This is a genomic window from Enterococcus sp. PLH-Efm8, assembly GCF_053011625.1.
This window is the reverse complement of sequence record NZ_CP172569.1, coordinates 39,790-56,269: the sequence shown is the minus strand read 5'-3', so window position 1 is coordinate 56,269 and position 16,480 is coordinate 39,790. Positions and strand designations below refer to the sequence as shown.

Sequence of the window (16,480 nt, the reverse complement as noted above, 5' to 3'; positions counted from 1 at the left end):
GAAAAACTATTTATTTTACCCGTGGTGCTAGTTAATTTTAATATCCTAAAGAATATCTCAAAGTTCCTTCAAAACGTCGTTGTGCTCGACTTAATAGAACACTGTAAGCCAGTAATATGCTTTCAAATCTACTCTCTAGCCCTTTAACAGAACGTGAGTTGAAATTTTGACAACCTAATTTTTCTAAGGAAAAAAAACAGTCTCAACTGTTTTTCTTTGTTTTCCAAGTAAGCTGTGGTCTAGTTTTTCTGATTTATCCATGTTTTTACGTGGCGGAACGGATATAGTAATGCCCTTAAGGGCAAGCTTTTCATGGATTTTATGGCTAATATATCCTTTGTCCCCTAGGATATTGGGAAGATTCGCTTCTTCCGATAAAGTCTCTAACACTTTCACGTCATGGACACCTGGATTCGTGATTGAGTAAGTAATCGGAAAGCCAGTCTTAGTAACGATCATATGAATTTTAAGACCATAAAAATAAGATTTTTTTGTTGAGTTATAGCCAACTTTGGCTATTTGATTCAATAGTTTTGCTTGTCTATTTCTAACTGGTTTACATAATGGACTAGGAAAACTATCTATAATTCCGACTAGTTCACCTTTGGTGAGCTTCTTGATGAAAAAGTATCGAATAATCTTGATAGTGTAAGCTAAGTTTGAACTTAAGCGAGTGAATCGACTCCTACTAGGAAAGTCACCATTAGGAAATAAGACGGAACAAACCGCTCTATACGTGGCTCTTTGGCTAGTATAGCCATTAATTATGCCCCATATAACACAAGCAATAATCACTGTATCGCGTTGCTTCAGTTGATCAGTATTTCTTCGGTTTTTAATCTTATCTGGTACACAATTGTGGTATATGTTAGAAACAGTTCTCATAATTTCCTTGAATGTTATAAAAGTATCTGTATAATGTTCAGTATATTTTGATGAACGCATATGTAGTCCTCATTTCTTGGGAGTTTTGAGACTACTATATGCGTTTTTTTGTTGATTTACCAACATGTTTAGACATTTCCCTCTAGGAAAAAATTAACTAGCACCACGGGTTATGATATAATAAAATGTATTATAGGCATTTTTTTACAAGAAATAGAAGCTTGAAGTTTAGTCAAGTCCACAATCTTGTGTAAAAGTTCAACCTCATCAAAAGCACAATGTTTTGCGTTGTGAACCTAACTGCCATGCCTTTCTTTCTGAGGAGAGAGGTCAGGAGCAGTAGCGCAGCGACTCTTGATGTCTCTCCTCAGAAAGAAGAGACTCGCACAGGTTCATGGTGCTAAATGTTATTCGAATTAAATTCTAAATATTTTCGTGGAGAAGCCAGCCACTCAGTGTCTTTTTCCATCAAAAGTGTTCCAATTATCCGAGTGATGGAATTGATATTTGGAAAAATCCGAATCACTCGTTCTCTCCGGCGAATCTCTTCGTTCAACCGTTCCAACACATTGGTTGTACGAATCCTTCGGCGGATATTTTCAGGAAAAGACAAAATTTGAATAGCATCTTCAAAGCCGTTTTCTAAAATGTCGCAAGCAGCACTTAATTTTGAATCACAACCATATTTTTCCAAGAAGTGCTCTTTTCTTTCACGTGTCAATTCAAGTTCAGAGGCTTTAAAGATACTCTTCAACTCGTCTTTTACATCAGAAGAAACTTTCTTTGGCAGCTTATCAAAAATATTTCTCAAAAAGTGGGCTTGGCATCTTTGCCAGCTCGCACCTAAAAAGTTCTTGCGAACAGCCTTAACTAACCCTTTGTGTGCATCAGAAATGACCAGTTTTACACCGAACAAACCTCGTTGAACGAACGATTGAAAAACGGTATCCCAATTATCTTCCGATTCGCCGTCTTGAACATCAAAACCAAGAATCGTACGTCGTCCATCAGAATCAATGCCGATACCAATATATACACCTTTTGAGACAATACGATGATTTTCCCTTACTTTCATATACAGGGCATCACACATGAAAAATGGATATTCCGAGCCTTCTAGGCTCCGGTTTCTCCACTCAAAAACAAATGGATCCAACTGTTTCATCAGATTTGAAACGAATGATTTAGAAACAGTCGCACCATCCGTTAGCAGTTCAACTGTTTTAGTTACTTTGCGAGTGGAGACACCAGAAATGACCATTTCAATCATGGCAGCGATCAAAGCTTTTTCGCTTCGCTGATATCTTTCAAAGATAGTAGGACTAAACTTACCGTCTCTGGTTCGTGGAACATGAAGTTCTAACGTACCAATTCGAGTTGTAAACGAACGATCGTAGTAACCATTTCTTTGTGATTGCCGTTCTTCTGAACGTTCATAGGCATTTGCCTGAATATATTGATTTCGTTGTTCTTCCATCAGCTGATTAAACATGATAGTCATAAGTGTTTTTGCGGTATCATTCGCACCGCTTTCGTTTATAATTGCTTGAATTTCTTCGCTTTCAAAAGTAAAATGTACTTGAGTCATTGATATCAGTCCTATTCGAGTATGTTTTCTGCAAAAAACATTGTACTCCTAACTGAGATCAATGGCTTTTTTGATGCTTCACTTTTACACAATTATATGGACGTAATCTGAAGTTTATATGAAGTTATAAAATTTAATTTATATTGGAAGGAGGAAAATAAATGTATTTTATACTACCTACACTTTATAGCCTTTTATGTGTAATGGCACCATGTATTATTTATATGGTATTTTTTTGCAAAAAAAATACCCTGAAACACAATATCCTGATTTTGATTTTTATGCTGTACTGTTGGAAAGTTTTTGAATTGACTGGTACAGGTGGACTAACAGATATTTTTTATAGACCTGATACAGGTAGGAAATTTTCTCTAGTACAGGGCAGTGTTAATCTTGTACCATTCAGTGGACTAAACATTAGCTTTATATTAAATATAGTAATGTGTGTGCCCTTAGGATTCTTACTACCAATCATATGGAAAAGTTATAGGAAAATAGTTCCTGTTTTCTTGGCTGGGGCTCTATTTTCACTAATTATTGAAGTCTCACAAATTATAACTACAAGAGCAACAGATATTGATGATTTAATAGCAAATACCTTTGGTGCGGTTATAGGCTTTATACTGTGGGCTGTTTTAAGTAGAGTGGTGTCCTTGAAGGACAAGTCATCTACAGTAGATTATTTAGAACCTTATATTTATATATTGATTGGTTTTACCGGAAAATTCTTACTGTATTTTCCTTTCTGGTTTGCTTTTGAAGTATTATCCTGATAATTCCATAGAAAATAATGAGTTTGAGTTGAGAAAGAATATTCTTGTACACAACTCTGGAAAGGAGGAAGTATGAAAAGATTCTTAAAATGGGGGCTTGTTCTTTTAGCGTCTTTGATTGTGATTCTAATGTGTACAGCGGTTGTTATTTCTTATGTGAATCGGCCGTATGCAAGAGCTGTTTATGATAGGATTAAACGCATTCTTGACAAAGATTTTTATGACCATCTATATCTAGGTTCTTCATTTGAAATAATAAACCTTGATACAATGGATATTCATAGCTATATGAAAAAAGACCAAGAAGAATTACCCGCCTCATTGAGCAAATTATTTACGATTGATTATGCGCTTAGTGTCCTAAGTTTAGATGAACAGATTACAATTAGTCCTACTGCACTTGACATGCAGAAAGCTGACTCATCTACTGCACATCTTCAAGAAGGAGATATTTTATCTGTTTATGACATTATCTGTGCTATGGTCTTACCCTCAGGAAATGATGCAGCTTATAGTTTGGCAATTTATACAGGTGGAAAACTTGATCCTGATGCAAAGAATGATGAAGAACGCTATCAAAGCTTCATGAAAAACTTAGATCGTTATCTAAGTGAGCAAGGCTATAAACATACTCATTTTACTGACGCTGCTGGCTATGACTCCAATGCTACAACATCAGCGGAAGATTTGACAAAAGTAGCTGCAAAGCTACTAAAGAATGATAAATTTGCAGAAATAGTTGCCAAGGAAACTTATAGAGCAAAATCAATTAAGGGAAATGTTTATAACTGGAATACTACGAATCAATTTATGCAACAAGATAATAGATACTTTACTGAAGGTGTAAAAGGTGTAAAAACTGGATCGTTTGATGGGAGATACAATCTATGTGTGTATTATACATCTAGTTCTGATAACCACTATTTACTTGTAAGTTTTGGTTCAGAGAGTGATAGTAGGCGTTATGTAGATGTTCAAAATCTATTGCATAATCTGCCTTGAAATTTCGTGCCTTTAAGCGCGTATCTAAAGTTTCTTTGAAAAGTTTGAGAATGAAGAAAGTGAGCAGTCGAAAAACGGTTGCTCACTTTTTTGCCCTAAAATCGAAAAAATATAAAAAAGTCCTTTACAACACGTCTCAGGAAAAACTGCTAAGTCAATTCTAATATCTTGTGGAGCAAGACTTGCACCTTTTGATATAAGAGAGCTTAGAGAACTAATGAGCGAAGATGAACTAGAACTCGATAAAATTGGAGATAGAAAAACTGCCTTGTTTGTAATAATATCAGATACAGATGATACATTTAATTTTGTAGTTTCAATAATGTATTCTCAATTATTTAATCTACTATGTGATAAGGCAGATGATGTGTATGGTGGAAGACTTCCAGTTCATGTTAGGTGTCTACTTGATGAGTTTGCAAATATCGGTTTGATTCCTAAATTTGAAAAACTAATAGCGACAATTCGTTCAAGAGAAATATCGGCAAGTATAATACTGCAAGCACAATCTCAATTAAAAGCAATTTATAAAGACCATGCAGATACAATAGTTGGTAACTGTGACTCTACACTTTTTCTAGGAGGAAAAGAAAAAACAACAGTAAAAGAATTATCAGAAACCTTAGGAAAAGAAACCATAGACCTATATAACACATCAGAAACAAGATCAAATCAAAAATCTTTTGGTCTAAATTATCAAAAGACTGGCAAGGAACTTATGAGTCAAGATGAAATAACTGTAATGGATGGTGGTAAGTGTATTTACCAGCTAAGAGGAGCAAGACCTTTTCTATCTGATAAATTTGATATTACAAAGCATAAGAATTACAAATTGTTGGAAGATTATGATAAGAAAAACTTGTTTGATGTAGAAGAGTATTTAAAACAAAGATAGCGTAAAATATTTTGTGTAAATAACTCGTCCTTCTGCAAAATAATGGGTTACTCAGTAAACATTGAAGCTAATGTATCCGTCACTTGTTGGAAGCCTTTATGGCTTCTATTTAAGAATTTTTGATTGTATGTATCAAAGATGGATACTAGGAAACGCTCTAGTGATTCTTCATTTTGAAACTGCTCTTTTCTGTGGCTGTATTTCTTGATTTGCTTATTAAAGGATTCAATCAAGTTCGTAGAGTAAATAGTCTTGCGTATGGCTAATGGAAAATCATAGAAAGTGAGCAGGTAATCGTTCGAAAGGATCGATTCCACCATTTTTGGATAACTGGTTTTCCATTTTTCCGCAAAAGCACCACGTGCTTCCAATGCCGCCTTTTTAGATGACGCTTGATACACCATTTTAAAATCATCACAGACTTCCTTACGATCATCGACACGCACTTTGTGACTGATATTACGGGAAACGTGCACACAGCAATGTTGAAAACGGGCTTTGGGGTAGAACCGCTGCACGGCCCCTGCCATCCCCTTTAAGCCATCCGTGATGAAAAGGAGGACGTTTTTCACGCCACGTTCCTGGAGGTCTATTAAAATCTCTTCCCAAATCGTGATAGATTCAGTTGGTGCAATCGCATAGCTCAACACTTCCTTTGAACCGTCCGGGCGAATGCCAACTGCGATATGAATGGCTTCCTTGGCGACGGTTTTCCGCTTTAAAGGGATATAGGTTGCGTCCATATAAATAGCGGCATAACGGTCATGAAGCTCACGTTCCTTAAATGAAGTGACTTCTTCCGTAAATGATTTAGTCATATTGGACATGGTTTGGGGCGTGTAGTGATGCCCATACATTTTCTCAATCAAGTCTGCGATTTCCGACATGGTAATACCTTTTCGGAAGAGGTGAATGACGGTCTCCTCTAAGGTATCATTCGTCCGTCTATAAGCAGGAACAGTCTGTTGCTTGAACTCGCCGTTGCGGTCGCGCGGAATCTGGAGATGAAGTTCCCCGTACTCGGTCTTGACCGTACGGTCATAGGAGCCGTTACGAGAATTACCCGTGTTAAAACCAATGCGATCGTACTTTTCGTAATCGAGGAAAGCCGTTAACTCCGTTTTGAGAAGCGTATTGACAGCTTTTTCCAAATGGACACGGAATAATTCATTCAAATCGCCTTTATTCGCTAGAGTCTTTAGAATTTCTGTAGTAAAATCGTTCATATGGAAGTCCTCTTTTCTGTGAATGTGTTGTGGTAACTCTATTCTACTGAAGGGACTTCCTTTTTTCTATTTACACAAAATATTTTACACTCTCGGATTGAAAGAACGCGGTCTTTCAGGAGTAAAGATGGTCATCTCGGATGCGCATATAGGGCTCACAAAAGCTGTGAAAGAATACCTTCTTTGTGCGAGCTAGCAGAGATGCCAAGCACATCTCCTTCGCAACATTTCCGACAAATTCTCCAAGAAAATCTCAAGCGATATCAAAGAAGACTTTAAAGCCATCTTCAAAACGGCAAGCATCGAGCTGGCTGGAGAACGTAAACAACTTATTATGGATAAATATGGGGAAGACAAGAAAGTCGCAACTGCCTGTAAAATATTGGATGAGGGCTTCGAAGATGCCATGCAAGTAATGGTTTTACCAGAAAATATCCGTCAACGATTGAGAACAACGAATGTTCTTGAAAGACTAAATGAAGAAGTACGCCGTCGTGAACGTGTTGTCCGAATTTTCCCAAATTGTGATTCTGTTATTCGTATCATCGGTGCTTTATTGATGGAAAAGGATGACGAATGGACTTCTGCACCTAGAAAATATCTTGAATTTGATCGTAACGAGATTTAGCACATTAAGCCGCCAATAGTATAATATACTGGTGAGAAGTATCAAGAGACGCTTCGCTTTTTGCTCTTGACACTTCTTACCAGCATATTGGACCGTAGCTAGGCTCAACAAGGCAAAACATCGTACTTTGAGATTTCCTTTTTACACAAGATTTTGGACTTGACACAGCCCCTATGGTTCTTACCTTGTTTATGCTTATTTAAATCTTACTTTATTACAGTACTTTCAAACTTCGTTTTGTAAGCCGGGTATTTTGATATTTCATAATTATGTCCCTCTTTTTGAATATATTCTTTGATATCTGCTTGTTCATCTACACTTTCTTTGCGTAAAATACGTTCGATCATTGAGCAGCAGTGCATGTAAAGCAAGAACAATTGATTGTTTGAAAATTCGATCCCCATTAGTTTTTCGAGTTCTTTGACGGCCTTTTGTACCAATCTCAAAACCTTCATTGCATCAAGGATCGTTAAATTTTCTACGATCTTGTTAATCGAGAAATTAAAGTATTGAGCACAATTATAGGCGATAAATGGAGCATTTGATTCTATCACCTGTTGTTCCTTGGCGTATTCATAAATTTTTTCTGCCAAAAAGGTTTTTCCTGAACCGCTTACACCCATCAATAAAATCGGTAATCCGTTATGAGGATACAAGACAGCCGTCTTGATTTGATCGATCGCTTCCTTTAAACGGTTCTGTTGCAAAGTTTTAAATCTACTATCAAATAAGGTAGAATAATAGAAAAAGATAGCAGGAGGAATGACGATGAATCATTTTAAAGGAAAGCAATTTCAGCAGGATGTGATTATTGTAGCCGTGGGCTACTATCTTCGTTATAACCTTAGCTATCGTGAAGTTCAAGAAATCTTATATGATCGTGGCATTAACGTTTCTCATACGACGATTTATCGTTGGGTGCAAGAATATGGCAAACTACTCTATCAAATTTGGAAAAAGAAAAATAAAAAATCCTTTTATTCATGGAAAATGGCATTATTTGTATCGAGCCATCGATGCAGATGGTTTAACCTTGGATATTTGGTTACGTAAAAAACGGGACACACAAGCAGCGTATGCTTTTCTTAAGCGGTTAGTGAAGCAGTTTGATGAACCGAAGGTTGTAGTCACAGATAAAGCCCCCTCTATTACAAGTGCCTTTAAGAAACTAAAAGAATACGGCTTTTATCAAGGGACAGAACATCGTACCATTAAATACCTGAATAATTTGATTGAACAAGACCATCGTCCAGTAAAGAGACGCAATAAATTCTATCGAAGTTTACGCACTGCCTCTACCACGATTAAAGGCATGGAAGCCATTCGAGGATTATATAAGAAAACCCGAAAAGAAGGCACTCTCTTCGGGTTTTCGGTCTGTACTGAAATCAAGGTATTATTGGGAATCCCAGCTTAAATCATAGATACCGTAAGGGATTTTATTCTTTATTTAAAACTTTGCAACAGAACCCTTAAAGCGACAAAAACCACGAGCAGGTCCATTCATCCTCAAACCTCGGTGATCTTCGCGGTTTAACACCATCAGAAGAAATGCACAAAAATAATAAGGAGAGTCTGAGACATAAATAAATTCCCAGACTTTTAGTGAGTCTAAATCCGAATAAACGGTGGGTCGAAAGCAACTCTAGCTGCGCGTCGATCGCAGCAATCTCTAGGTGCTATGTTCGGATAAATGGTGGTCAAAAGTCAGATTTTCGGCCATTTCGTAACAGCCAACCAGACAAAAAGCGTCTGTTTTGTCTTCTACTCCAATTGCTCAAATCTTAGCGACTTTTGGCTTGGTCTTACTCTAAACAGTTTGTAAGCCTAAACTTTATTTGCTGTTTGTTTCTAAGATCAAAGCAAAACTACTTTTTAGTTGGTTACTTTTACAAGTTCTTTTTACTGTTGAATAAATGTAAATCTTAAGAACAAATATTTACTTCTATAATTCCAAGTTTCTTAAAAAATTCCGCCAAGTGTACCTAAAAAGCATAAAACAAAAATTCCTAGAATAATTGTGATCGTTTTATGCCCTTTGGAGTAAAGCCAGACGCATAAAAAGGTAATTCCTAATGGCAGCAAGCCCGGAAAAATTTGATCAAAAATACTTTGTAATGAAGTTTCAGCTCCACCAACCGTGAATTTTAGTGACGTATTTAAAGTAACCATCGTGCCTATCATCGCGCCAATTACCGTTAAACCTAAAATCGAAGCACCATGAGATAATTTGTCAATCATATGGTTGTCTTCTGTATCATCAATAAATTTAGTTCCTAAAACATAGCCATATTTTGTCGCCAACCATTTAAAAATAAAATGAATGGCAGTATACAAAGTAAAATAAAGGATCATGCCTAAAATATTCCCTTGTTGAGCAAAAGAAATACCTATGCCAGCCGCAATAACCCGAAAAGTTCCCCAGAAAAATGAATCGCCAATACCTGATAAAGGTCCCATTAATCCTGTTTTGATTTTATTAATTGCGTCTGTATCAAATTCAGGATTTTTAGCATTTTCTTCTTCCATGGTGACGGACAAGCTCATAACAAAAGGCGCAATATGCGGTGTAATGTTAAATGTTTCCGTATGGCGCTGCAACGCTGTATAATAATCATCATCGTTCGGATATATTTTACGTAAGGAACGTTCAATACCATTCATTTGTCCATATGCCATCATTTTATCGAAGGACCAAGAGGATTGCATAAAAAAGGAGCGCCAAAATATACTTCTTAATTCTTTTTTCCCAATAACACTTTCTTTTACCATTATAAATCTTCCTCCTCTTCAAAAGTTAGCTTTTGAACAGCCAGTAACGCTAAGCAAAGTCCGACGACAGCCACACCGACAACATCCATTTTCAGATACATTACGCCGACAAATCCTAAGAAAAGATAAGGCATCATCGCTTTATTCGCCATCATTTTAATTAATAACGCTAGCCCAACACAAGAAAGCACACCGGCCGCAACATCAAAGCTGTCCAATACAACCTGAGGAATCAACTTGATCATCGCATTGATTGTAGACACACCAAAATAAGTAGCTACAAAAACTAAAATGGCCGATGGAACCCCAACGATTAAAGGTTGAGCCACATAATGATATTTTTGTGCTTTTTTGAAATCATGATTGACTAATGCCTCATCCATTTTGTTGTTAAAATACGTAATTGGCATTGCATAGGCGAAGTTACGCCACATCTGAAGAAAGATGGACAAAGGTAAAGTCAACGCAACGGCAGTTCCTACTCCTTGACCCGATTGAATCGCAATTGCTGTACCTAAAACACTGGAAGCATAAACTTCAGGGGGCGTCGCACTCCCTACCATAATTGAGCCCATGAACATGGATTCCAAGGTGGCACCAATAATAATTCCTGACTCTAAATCTCCCAAAATCAAACCGACAAAAGGCGCTGTAAATAGCGGTCTACCCATCATCGATGCACCAAATGTGTATTCATCAATAGACGCCAAAAAAGCTACCAGTGCGATTAATATTGCTTGTATCATATTCTTCCCCTCCTCTTTTAGTCATGCAAAGGATTGATTTTTTTGTCCGTTGGTACAGCCTGACATTGAACTGTTATCCCGTTTTCAGTCATTTTTTTCACCAAGTCCAGTTCTTGTTCATTCAAGTAAACGGAACTAGTAATCATTTTCCGATTCTCGTTTTTCTTTAAATTTCCTAAATTCACTTCTTTAATCTCAGGTACGTGCTGAGTAATTTCGTAGGCATCCTCCACCGTCCCGACAATTAAAAATACTTGGTATTTCTTGATTTTTTCTCCATTTAAAACAGAGATGGCCTCTGTCATATCCTTCACCACAAATTTTGTCCCTGTAGGAACAGCCATTTTTAGTGTTTTTTTGCGCAGATTATTGGTAGCGATTTCATTACTTGCAACGAAAATACAATTTGCACCTAAGTTATTTGTCCAGGCAAAAGCAACTTGCCCATGAACAAAACGTTCATCTACTCGTAATAATTTAATCATTAAAAATCATCCTCTTCTGTTTTCTCTAGCAACTCGTTCACCAAAACTATCCCTTCATTCCCGCTATTCATAGCTTTTTGGATTAGTTTTTTCGTGTCCTGTTCACCTGATAAGCAAAGCTCTAAAAGCAGCGGCAGATTTACACCGCTGATTAAATAAAAATTGTCTTTACCGATTTGTTCGGAGAAAGCGTTAGACACGCTTCCTCCCAGTAAATCTACCGTCACAATTAATTCGTCATCAGGCGCTAAGTCGGAAAATAGCTGCTCTATTTCCTGGTTAATGGAGTAGTCACTATCTATATACGCAGTTATTGCTAAAAGTGATTTTTGAGGACCAATAATAAATTCTAAAGTATCCTTTAAGCCTTTAGCCATCATGGAATGCGTCGCAATTACAATTTTCCTCATAGCTCTTACCTTAATATTCCACAGTCCGATAATAACGACGAATATCTAGTGAATGATCCCGCACCTTTTCAAAATGAGCACTCACTCGTTCTAAGGCCGTTGCCATAACCATTGGCGCTACATACTGACGCATAGCGCTTGGTACACCTGCTAATTCGAAATCCGCAGTGTCAAAAACCGTCACAACATCGCTATATTTATTTACAAAACGCTCTACGCGATCGACTAGCGGACGCGTTTGATCTTCACCTTTTAATAACACAAAACTCATAGATTTATCAGTCATTTCAATAGTCCCATGGAAAAATTCGGCTGCATGGATCGACTTGGTGGCAATCCATTGCATTTCTTCCAGTACGCACATAGCATATTCATAGGCAGCCCCATAAGTATTCCCGGCTCCAACAAACATATGAAATTCCGTATTTTTATGTTTTTCTGCAAATTCAAGTGCTTTCTGATCATTTTGTTGCCGAACACTTAGTAATACTTCCGGCATTTTTTGTAATGTTTGAATAAATTCATCATATTCAGGAAACTCACCGTTATTTTTCATCAGGCGTGCACCCAAAGCAAAAAACTGTAACTGAAGTTCTTCTACTAATGTATCGTTGTCAGCATCATTTTCAATCGCATAATCCACGATTTCCCCGAGTGGTGTAGCAGCATTTCCTACAAACGCAATCGTCGTTGCACCTTGACTATTGGCATACTTAACAACATCAACGGTTTCTTGAGTCGTACCGGTTAATGAAGATGTGATTAACACTGTATCTTTATTAATCTTTTTCGGCTGTGAACAAACCACCTCTGCGGCTATTTCATGATAATAATCAAGCTCTGAATGAGTGCTTAACAGATAAGCTAGCGGGCTGATTGTGGCATATGTTCCACCAGAGCCTACCAAATAAAGATTTTTAAATCCCTTCTCACTGATTGCATCTGCCACCTGATTGATTGTCTCGATATTTTTTACTGCACCATTTAATACTGATAGAAAACGTTCTTCGCTAAAACCTAACATAGTTAAAAACCTCCAAGTCAATAATTTGAAAAATATATTTGCAAATGCCGGCACATTAACAAACCACTTAACCTTTTTTATATACCACCTGTTAACGTTTTTAATGTACCACTTATAGAAAACGCTTTCAATAGTTTTTAACCACTTTTATTTTTATTTGTACCAAAATCCTTTTTTCATGTATAATAAACAAAAATAGACTCTGGAGTGTAACGTATGAATACTGAAGAACTAACGAACAAATTAATACAAGACATTGAACAAGAAAAATATAAATACGCGCAAGCTATTCCTTCAGAACGTGATTTTGTTCAAATTTATGAAATGAATCGTTCAGCCGTAAAAAAAGCCATTCAACAATTAGTAAATAAAGAGTACCTACTAAAAATACATGGCAAAGGAACTTTTGTTAAAAAAAATATCCATGAACATTTGCAAATCAAATTTCATGGTTTGTCTGAATTGTTGGAACGGGAAGGGATTCAGCCTAGCAGCTTAATTTTAGCTTCAGAAATAAAACCGGCTGGACACATTGTCGGGAAAGCTTTACAGCTGGAACCAACTGAAGAAGTATTTCATTTGGTTCGTTTAAGAAGCGGCGACGGTGAGCCAATTTCTATTGAAGACACTTATATTCCATTAAATCTCATACCTGATCTTCAAGCTTTTGATTTCCAAATTTTTTCATTTTATTCCACATTGGCTGCTTATCATTATCAAATTGAAAATATCTATCAGACAATTTCCAGCTCAAAAGTGAGCAATAAAGAAGCCCGTTTGTTAAAAACCAGCTTAAATCGTCCGGTAATCAGCCTTGCTATCACTGCGGTTACGACAAATGAACAAGCGGTTGAATACACTGAAGTAGTGGTTTTGCCTGAATTCGCCGCCATCTATACTAAAAATGTTCATCAAGGAAAGGAGATGAAAATCTATGCCCAAATTGATTAATCTGTTGGCTTATGACCTGATTGACAAAATTATTGCTTATATTCATGAACATCATTTAACCCCCGGAACAAAACTGCCTTCGGAACGGGACCTATCAGAAATGTTTAATGTTAATCGAACTACCTTAAGAGGCGCGTTACAAAAACTGGTGGACAACGGCACCTTACGGGCGCAAACCAATAGCGGCTATTATTTAACTGCGCCAAAATTCGAAAAAAATGCCCATCATTTCTTTACACCGATAGAAGATTCTCTGCTTAGTAAGCAGCGGCTACAGCTAAAGGCAACGGCTCTTTCACCGAAAAAAGCAGCAGCTCTTTGTCCGGAACTGAATGATTTCAAACAGCAGCAACCACAAGCTTATTTAGAATATATTGATGCAGAAGCAATTAGCTTGATGTTATTAATCCCTATGGAAACATTAAAGAAAAGTAATTTCTCGGACAATCCTTTCCAAGATTTTAAAAGTTTGGCATATACGCGTTCTCAAGAAATTTCTTTAATAACTGACAATGACGTTGCGGCGGACTTGCTGGGAGTTGACAAAGAAGAGGTTCTGTTATTTGTACGAGAGGAAATAAGAGCCGGTAAGGAGTTGGCGGCGATTGCTTTAGGTTATACTATTAGTCGCCGCTGCAACATACAGGTTAATGTTGCTACGACCTTGCAATCCGGTTCTGTTGCAAAGTTTTAAATCTACTATCAGATAAGGTAGAATAATAGAAAAAGATAGCAGGAGGAATGACGATGAGTCATTTTAAAGGAAAGCAATTTCATCAGGATGTGATTATTGTAGCCGTGGGCTACTATCTTCGTTATAACCTTAGCTATCGTGAAGTTCAAGAAATCTTATATGATCGTGGCATTAACGTTTCTCATACGACGATTTATCGTTGGGTGCAAGAATATGGCAAACTACTCTATCAAATTTGGAAAAAGAAAAATAAAAAATCCTTTTATTCATGGAAAATGGATGAAACGTACATCAAAATTAAAGGAAAATGGCATTATTTGTATCGAGCCATCGATGCAGATGGTTTAACCTTGGATATTTGGTTACGTAAAAAACGGGACACACAAGCAGCCTATGCTTTTCTTAAGCGGTTAGTGAAGCAGTTTGATGAACCGAAGGTTGTAGTCACAGATAAAGCCCCCTCTATTACAAGTGCCTTTAAGAAACTAAAAGAATACGGCTTTTATCAAGGGACAGAACATCGTACCATTAAATACCTGAATAATTTGATTGAACAAGACCATCGTCCAGTAAAGAGACGCAATAAATTCTATCGAAGTTTACGCACTGCCTCTACCACGATTAAAGGCATGGAAGCCATTCGAGGATTATATAAGAAAACCCGAAAAGAAGGCACTCTCTTCGGGTTTTCGGTCTGTACTGAAATCAAGGTATTATTGGGAATCCCAGCTTAAATCATAGATACCGTAAGGGATTTTATTCTTTATTTAAAACTTTGCAACAGAACCTTTAATATTAACAAATGAATAAAATCCTTACAACATTTGAGAATAAGTTATCAGTAGACACTTACAAAAAATTCTCATACTATTGTCACTTTTCTAGATAAATGGCAAAAATTTTCAGCATTAAATGACAAAAACTAATGAGAATTTGTCTTTCCATTTTTCTCCTCCATTTTTGCCAAATAACGATAAATGGTGGTTCTTGAGACGTTCCACCGTTCCGCAATAGTCTTAATAGGTGTACCGCTATCCACTAAAGTCTTCAGTAATTCCAAATCTTGTTCAGACAATTTTTCAGGACGACCACCAAACCGTCCTCTTGCACGAGCAGCTGCTCGTCCTGCTGCGGATCGTTCCAGGATCAAATTACGCTCAAATTCTGCAAATGCCGCAAACAAATGAAACATGAGCTGTCCTGTAGAACTTGATTTGTCCATCGTAATATTTTCTTGAATACTATGAAAACTCACACCACGCTCATTCAGTCGATTGACGATTGAAATCAAATCTTCCATATTTCTACCTAAACGATCTAAGCGCCAAACGACAAGTGTATCGCCAGAGCGAACAAAATCAATGGCCATTTCTAATCCTGGTCGATTACTTTTTGCCCCACTCATATGATCAGTAAAAATTTTTTCACAACCAAATTTATTTAGGCTGTCTTCTTGTAAATCCAAATTTTGTAAACCAGTAGATACCCGGGCGTATCCTATTTTCAAAAAAATCACTCCTTCATTAATTTTATTGTAACATAACTTTATCCATATAGTTTAACTGAACATAGATATTGTTATGGGTTTATGAACATGAAATGAATTGTTTTTTTGAAAAATAAAGCAAAAAAAGAAAGTGTCCAGAAATGGGTGATTTTATGAACACTTTCAATTAGAAAAAAAGAATGTCGACTAGACACTCTTTTTTTAAAATCATTATTTTTCTTTTTGATATGTTTTTTGGTCTCTTTTTTTTCTTTTTTCTTCAGAATCTTCTAGATTAGAAATTGATTTTTGAATTTTTTGTGTCTCCTGTAAAGTTCGCTGAACTTGTAAAGCTGATTCTTCTTTCGGTAAATTAATTTTACTTAGAATATCGCTATCTTGATAAAAATTTGGTGTGTTCACAAATTCTGGCATAAAAAATCCCTACTTTCTAGTTAAGGTTCCTGAATAAGTCGCAATCCAATTGTTTCCAGCTGATTTATAACTTTGTAAATACAATTTTCCATAGTACCAATAACCATTTCTTTTTTCTTTCCAATTCCGTGATTGAGGAGGTCTAGAAGGCCAACCAACTTTATCAAAAATCATCGTTCCTGTCACTCGTATCGTTTTAGAAGCTGCTAGAGCAAGTAATGGAGAAACTATTAAATAATTTTCAGTAACAGTTAAGTCGTTAGTTGGGTTACCAATGGCTATTCCGTCCCTATCTAAAGGAGTTAATTCTTGGTTATTATCTACTACAGTAGTTGGTTCATTTGTACTATCAGCAAATGTAGGAATTGTAGTTCCAGTTACACTAATTCCAATAGTTAAAATACCTAAAGATAAAATAAACTTATTTTTCATTGTCTATCACCTCGAAATCAAAACTAAGAAAACGTTTTCTTAATAAAT

General features: G+C 36.5%; 16 protein-coding genes and 4 pseudogenes. 8 read left to right on the top strand and 12 right to left on the bottom strand.

Features of this window, described 5'->3' with window-relative positions; translation table 11 throughout:
- Nucleotides 1–37 precede the first annotated feature (37 nt).
- Both ACIFUW_RS14160 and ACIFUW_RS14155 read right to left on the bottom strand, forming a co-directional pair.
- A protein-coding gene (locus tag ACIFUW_RS14160; protein WP_010729802.1) for an IS982-like element ISEfm1 family transposase occupies nt 38–945 on the bottom strand; the annotation gives its coding sequence in 2 pieces (ribosomal slippage) (nt 38–192 and nt 192–945; 909 coding nt in all).
- 340 nt (nt 946–1,285) lie between these two features.
- Nucleotides 1,286–2,473 carry an IS256-like element IS16 family transposase gene (locus tag ACIFUW_RS14155; protein ID WP_002296840.1) on the bottom strand — a complete coding sequence of 396 codons (1,188 nt, stop codon included), beginning with the start codon at nt 2,471–2,473 and terminating at the stop codon, nt 1,286–1,288.
- Between the two features lie 161 nt (nt 2,474–2,634).
- On the opposite strand from ACIFUW_RS14155, the gene ACIFUW_RS14150 reads away from it, so the two are divergent.
- The 3 genes and pseudogenes from ACIFUW_RS14150 to ACIFUW_RS14140 form a co-directional block, all read left to right on the top strand.
- Nucleotides 2,635–3,246, top strand: a complete 612-nt coding sequence (locus ACIFUW_RS14150; protein WP_002299197.1) for a VanZ family protein — start codon at nt 2,635–2,637, stop codon at nt 3,244–3,246.
- A gap of 72 nt (nt 3,247–3,318) precedes the next feature.
- Nucleotides 3,319–4,248, top strand: coding sequence for a D-alanyl-D-alanine carboxypeptidase family protein (locus ACIFUW_RS14145; RefSeq protein WP_002299198.1), 930 nt, complete (start codon nt 3,319–3,321; stop codon nt 4,246–4,248).
- Between the two features lie 47 nt (nt 4,249–4,295).
- A pseudogene (locus tag ACIFUW_RS14140) lies at nt 4,296–5,143 on the top strand (VirD4-like conjugal transfer protein, CD1115 family); the annotation flags it as partial.
- A gap of 47 nt (nt 5,144–5,190) precedes the next feature.
- On the opposite strand, the gene ACIFUW_RS14135 reads toward ACIFUW_RS14140, so the two are convergent.
- Nucleotides 5,191–6,369: an IS256 family transposase gene (locus ACIFUW_RS14135; RefSeq protein WP_010729801.1), complete on the bottom strand. Its 1,179-nt coding sequence runs from the start codon at nt 6,367–6,369 to the stop codon at nt 5,191–5,193.
- 103 nt (nt 6,370–6,472) lie between these two features.
- On the opposite strand from ACIFUW_RS14135, the pseudogene ACIFUW_RS14130 reads away from it, so the two are divergent.
- Nucleotides 6,473–6,997: pseudogene (locus ACIFUW_RS14130) on the top strand (transposase); the annotation flags it as partial.
- 206 nt (nt 6,998–7,203) lie between these two features.
- Here ACIFUW_RS14130 and ACIFUW_RS14125 read toward each other — a convergent pair.
- A pseudogene (locus ACIFUW_RS14125) lies at nt 7,204–7,689 on the bottom strand (sigma 54-interacting transcriptional regulator); the annotation flags it as partial.
- Nucleotides 7,690–7,765: 76 nt separating this feature from the next.
- Here ACIFUW_RS14125 and ACIFUW_RS14120 point away from each other — a divergent pair.
- Nucleotides 7,766–8,414: pseudogene (locus ACIFUW_RS14120) on the top strand (IS6 family transposase).
- A 545-nt stretch (nt 8,415–8,959) separates the two neighbouring features.
- Here ACIFUW_RS14120 and ACIFUW_RS14115 read toward each other — a convergent pair.
- The 5 genes from ACIFUW_RS14115 to ACIFUW_RS14095 are packed head-to-tail and all read right to left on the bottom strand — an operon-like array spanning nt 8,960 to nt 12,434.
- Nucleotides 8,960–9,769 carry a PTS system mannose/fructose/sorbose family transporter subunit IID gene (locus ACIFUW_RS14115; protein ID WP_002301682.1) on the bottom strand — a complete coding sequence of 270 codons (810 nt, stop codon included), beginning with the start codon at nt 9,767–9,769 and terminating at the stop codon, nt 8,960–8,962.
- Nucleotides 9,769–10,515, bottom strand: a complete 747-nt coding sequence (locus ACIFUW_RS14110) for a PTS mannose/fructose/sorbose/N-acetylgalactosamine transporter subunit IIC (protein WP_002301683.1) — start codon at nt 10,513–10,515, stop codon at nt 9,769–9,771. The genes ACIFUW_RS14115 and ACIFUW_RS14110 overlap by 1 nt, the downstream gene beginning before the upstream one ends.
- A 17-nt stretch (nt 10,516–10,532) precedes the next feature.
- A complete protein-coding gene (locus ACIFUW_RS14105; protein ID WP_002301684.1) occupies nt 10,533–11,000 on the bottom strand; it encodes a PTS sugar transporter subunit IIB in 468 nt (155 codons plus the stop codon).
- A complete protein-coding gene (locus ACIFUW_RS14100) occupies nt 11,000–11,410 on the bottom strand; it encodes a PTS sugar transporter subunit IIA (RefSeq protein WP_002301685.1) in 411 nt (136 codons plus the stop codon). Before ACIFUW_RS14100 ends, ACIFUW_RS14105 begins: the two co-directional genes overlap by 1 nt.
- 10 nt (nt 11,411–11,420) lie before the next feature.
- Complete coding sequence (locus ACIFUW_RS14095; protein ID WP_002301686.1) at nt 11,421–12,434, bottom strand: SIS domain-containing protein; 1,014 nt, start codon at nt 12,432–12,434, stop codon at nt 11,421–11,423.
- Nucleotides 12,435–12,650: 216 nt separating this feature from the next.
- On the opposite strand from ACIFUW_RS14095, the gene ACIFUW_RS14090 reads away from it, so the two are divergent.
- The 3 genes from ACIFUW_RS14090 to ACIFUW_RS14080 are packed head-to-tail and all read left to right on the top strand — an operon-like array spanning nt 12,651 to nt 14,813.
- On the top strand, nt 12,651–13,385 hold the full coding sequence (locus ACIFUW_RS14090; RefSeq protein WP_010729798.1) for a GntR family transcriptional regulator: 735 nt from the start codon (nt 12,651–12,653) through the stop codon (nt 13,383–13,385).
- The gene (locus ACIFUW_RS14085) at nt 13,369–14,079 is read left to right on the top strand and encodes a GntR family transcriptional regulator (RefSeq protein ID WP_010729797.1); all 711 of its coding nucleotides are present in this window, start codon (nt 13,369–13,371) and stop codon (nt 14,077–14,079) included. The genes ACIFUW_RS14090 and ACIFUW_RS14085 overlap by 17 nt, the downstream gene beginning before the upstream one ends.
- A gap of 53 nt (nt 14,080–14,132) precedes the next feature.
- The gene (locus tag ACIFUW_RS14080; protein WP_010861579.1) at nt 14,133–14,813 is read left to right on the top strand and encodes an IS6-like element IS1216 family transposase; all 681 of its coding nucleotides are present in this window, start codon (nt 14,133–14,135) and stop codon (nt 14,811–14,813) included.
- A 188-nt stretch (nt 14,814–15,001) separates the two neighbouring features.
- On the opposite strand, the gene ACIFUW_RS14075 is transcribed toward ACIFUW_RS14080, so the two are convergent.
- The 3 genes from ACIFUW_RS14075 to ACIFUW_RS14065 form a co-directional block, all read right to left on the bottom strand.
- Nucleotides 15,002–15,586: a recombinase family protein gene (locus ACIFUW_RS14075; RefSeq protein ID WP_002299575.1), complete on the bottom strand. Its 585-nt coding sequence runs from the start codon at nt 15,584–15,586 to the stop codon at nt 15,002–15,004.
- 210 nt (nt 15,587–15,796) lie between these two features.
- Nucleotides 15,797–16,000 (bottom strand): hypothetical protein, encoded by a 204-nt coding sequence (locus ACIFUW_RS14070; RefSeq protein ID WP_002299573.1) that lies wholly within the window; start codon nt 15,998–16,000, stop codon nt 15,797–15,799.
- 9 nt (nt 16,001–16,009) lie between these two features.
- Nucleotides 16,010–16,432: a hypothetical protein gene (locus tag ACIFUW_RS14065; RefSeq protein WP_002303116.1), complete on the bottom strand. Its 423-nt coding sequence runs from the start codon at nt 16,430–16,432 to the stop codon at nt 16,010–16,012.
- Between the last annotated feature and the right edge of the window lie 48 nt (nt 16,433–16,480).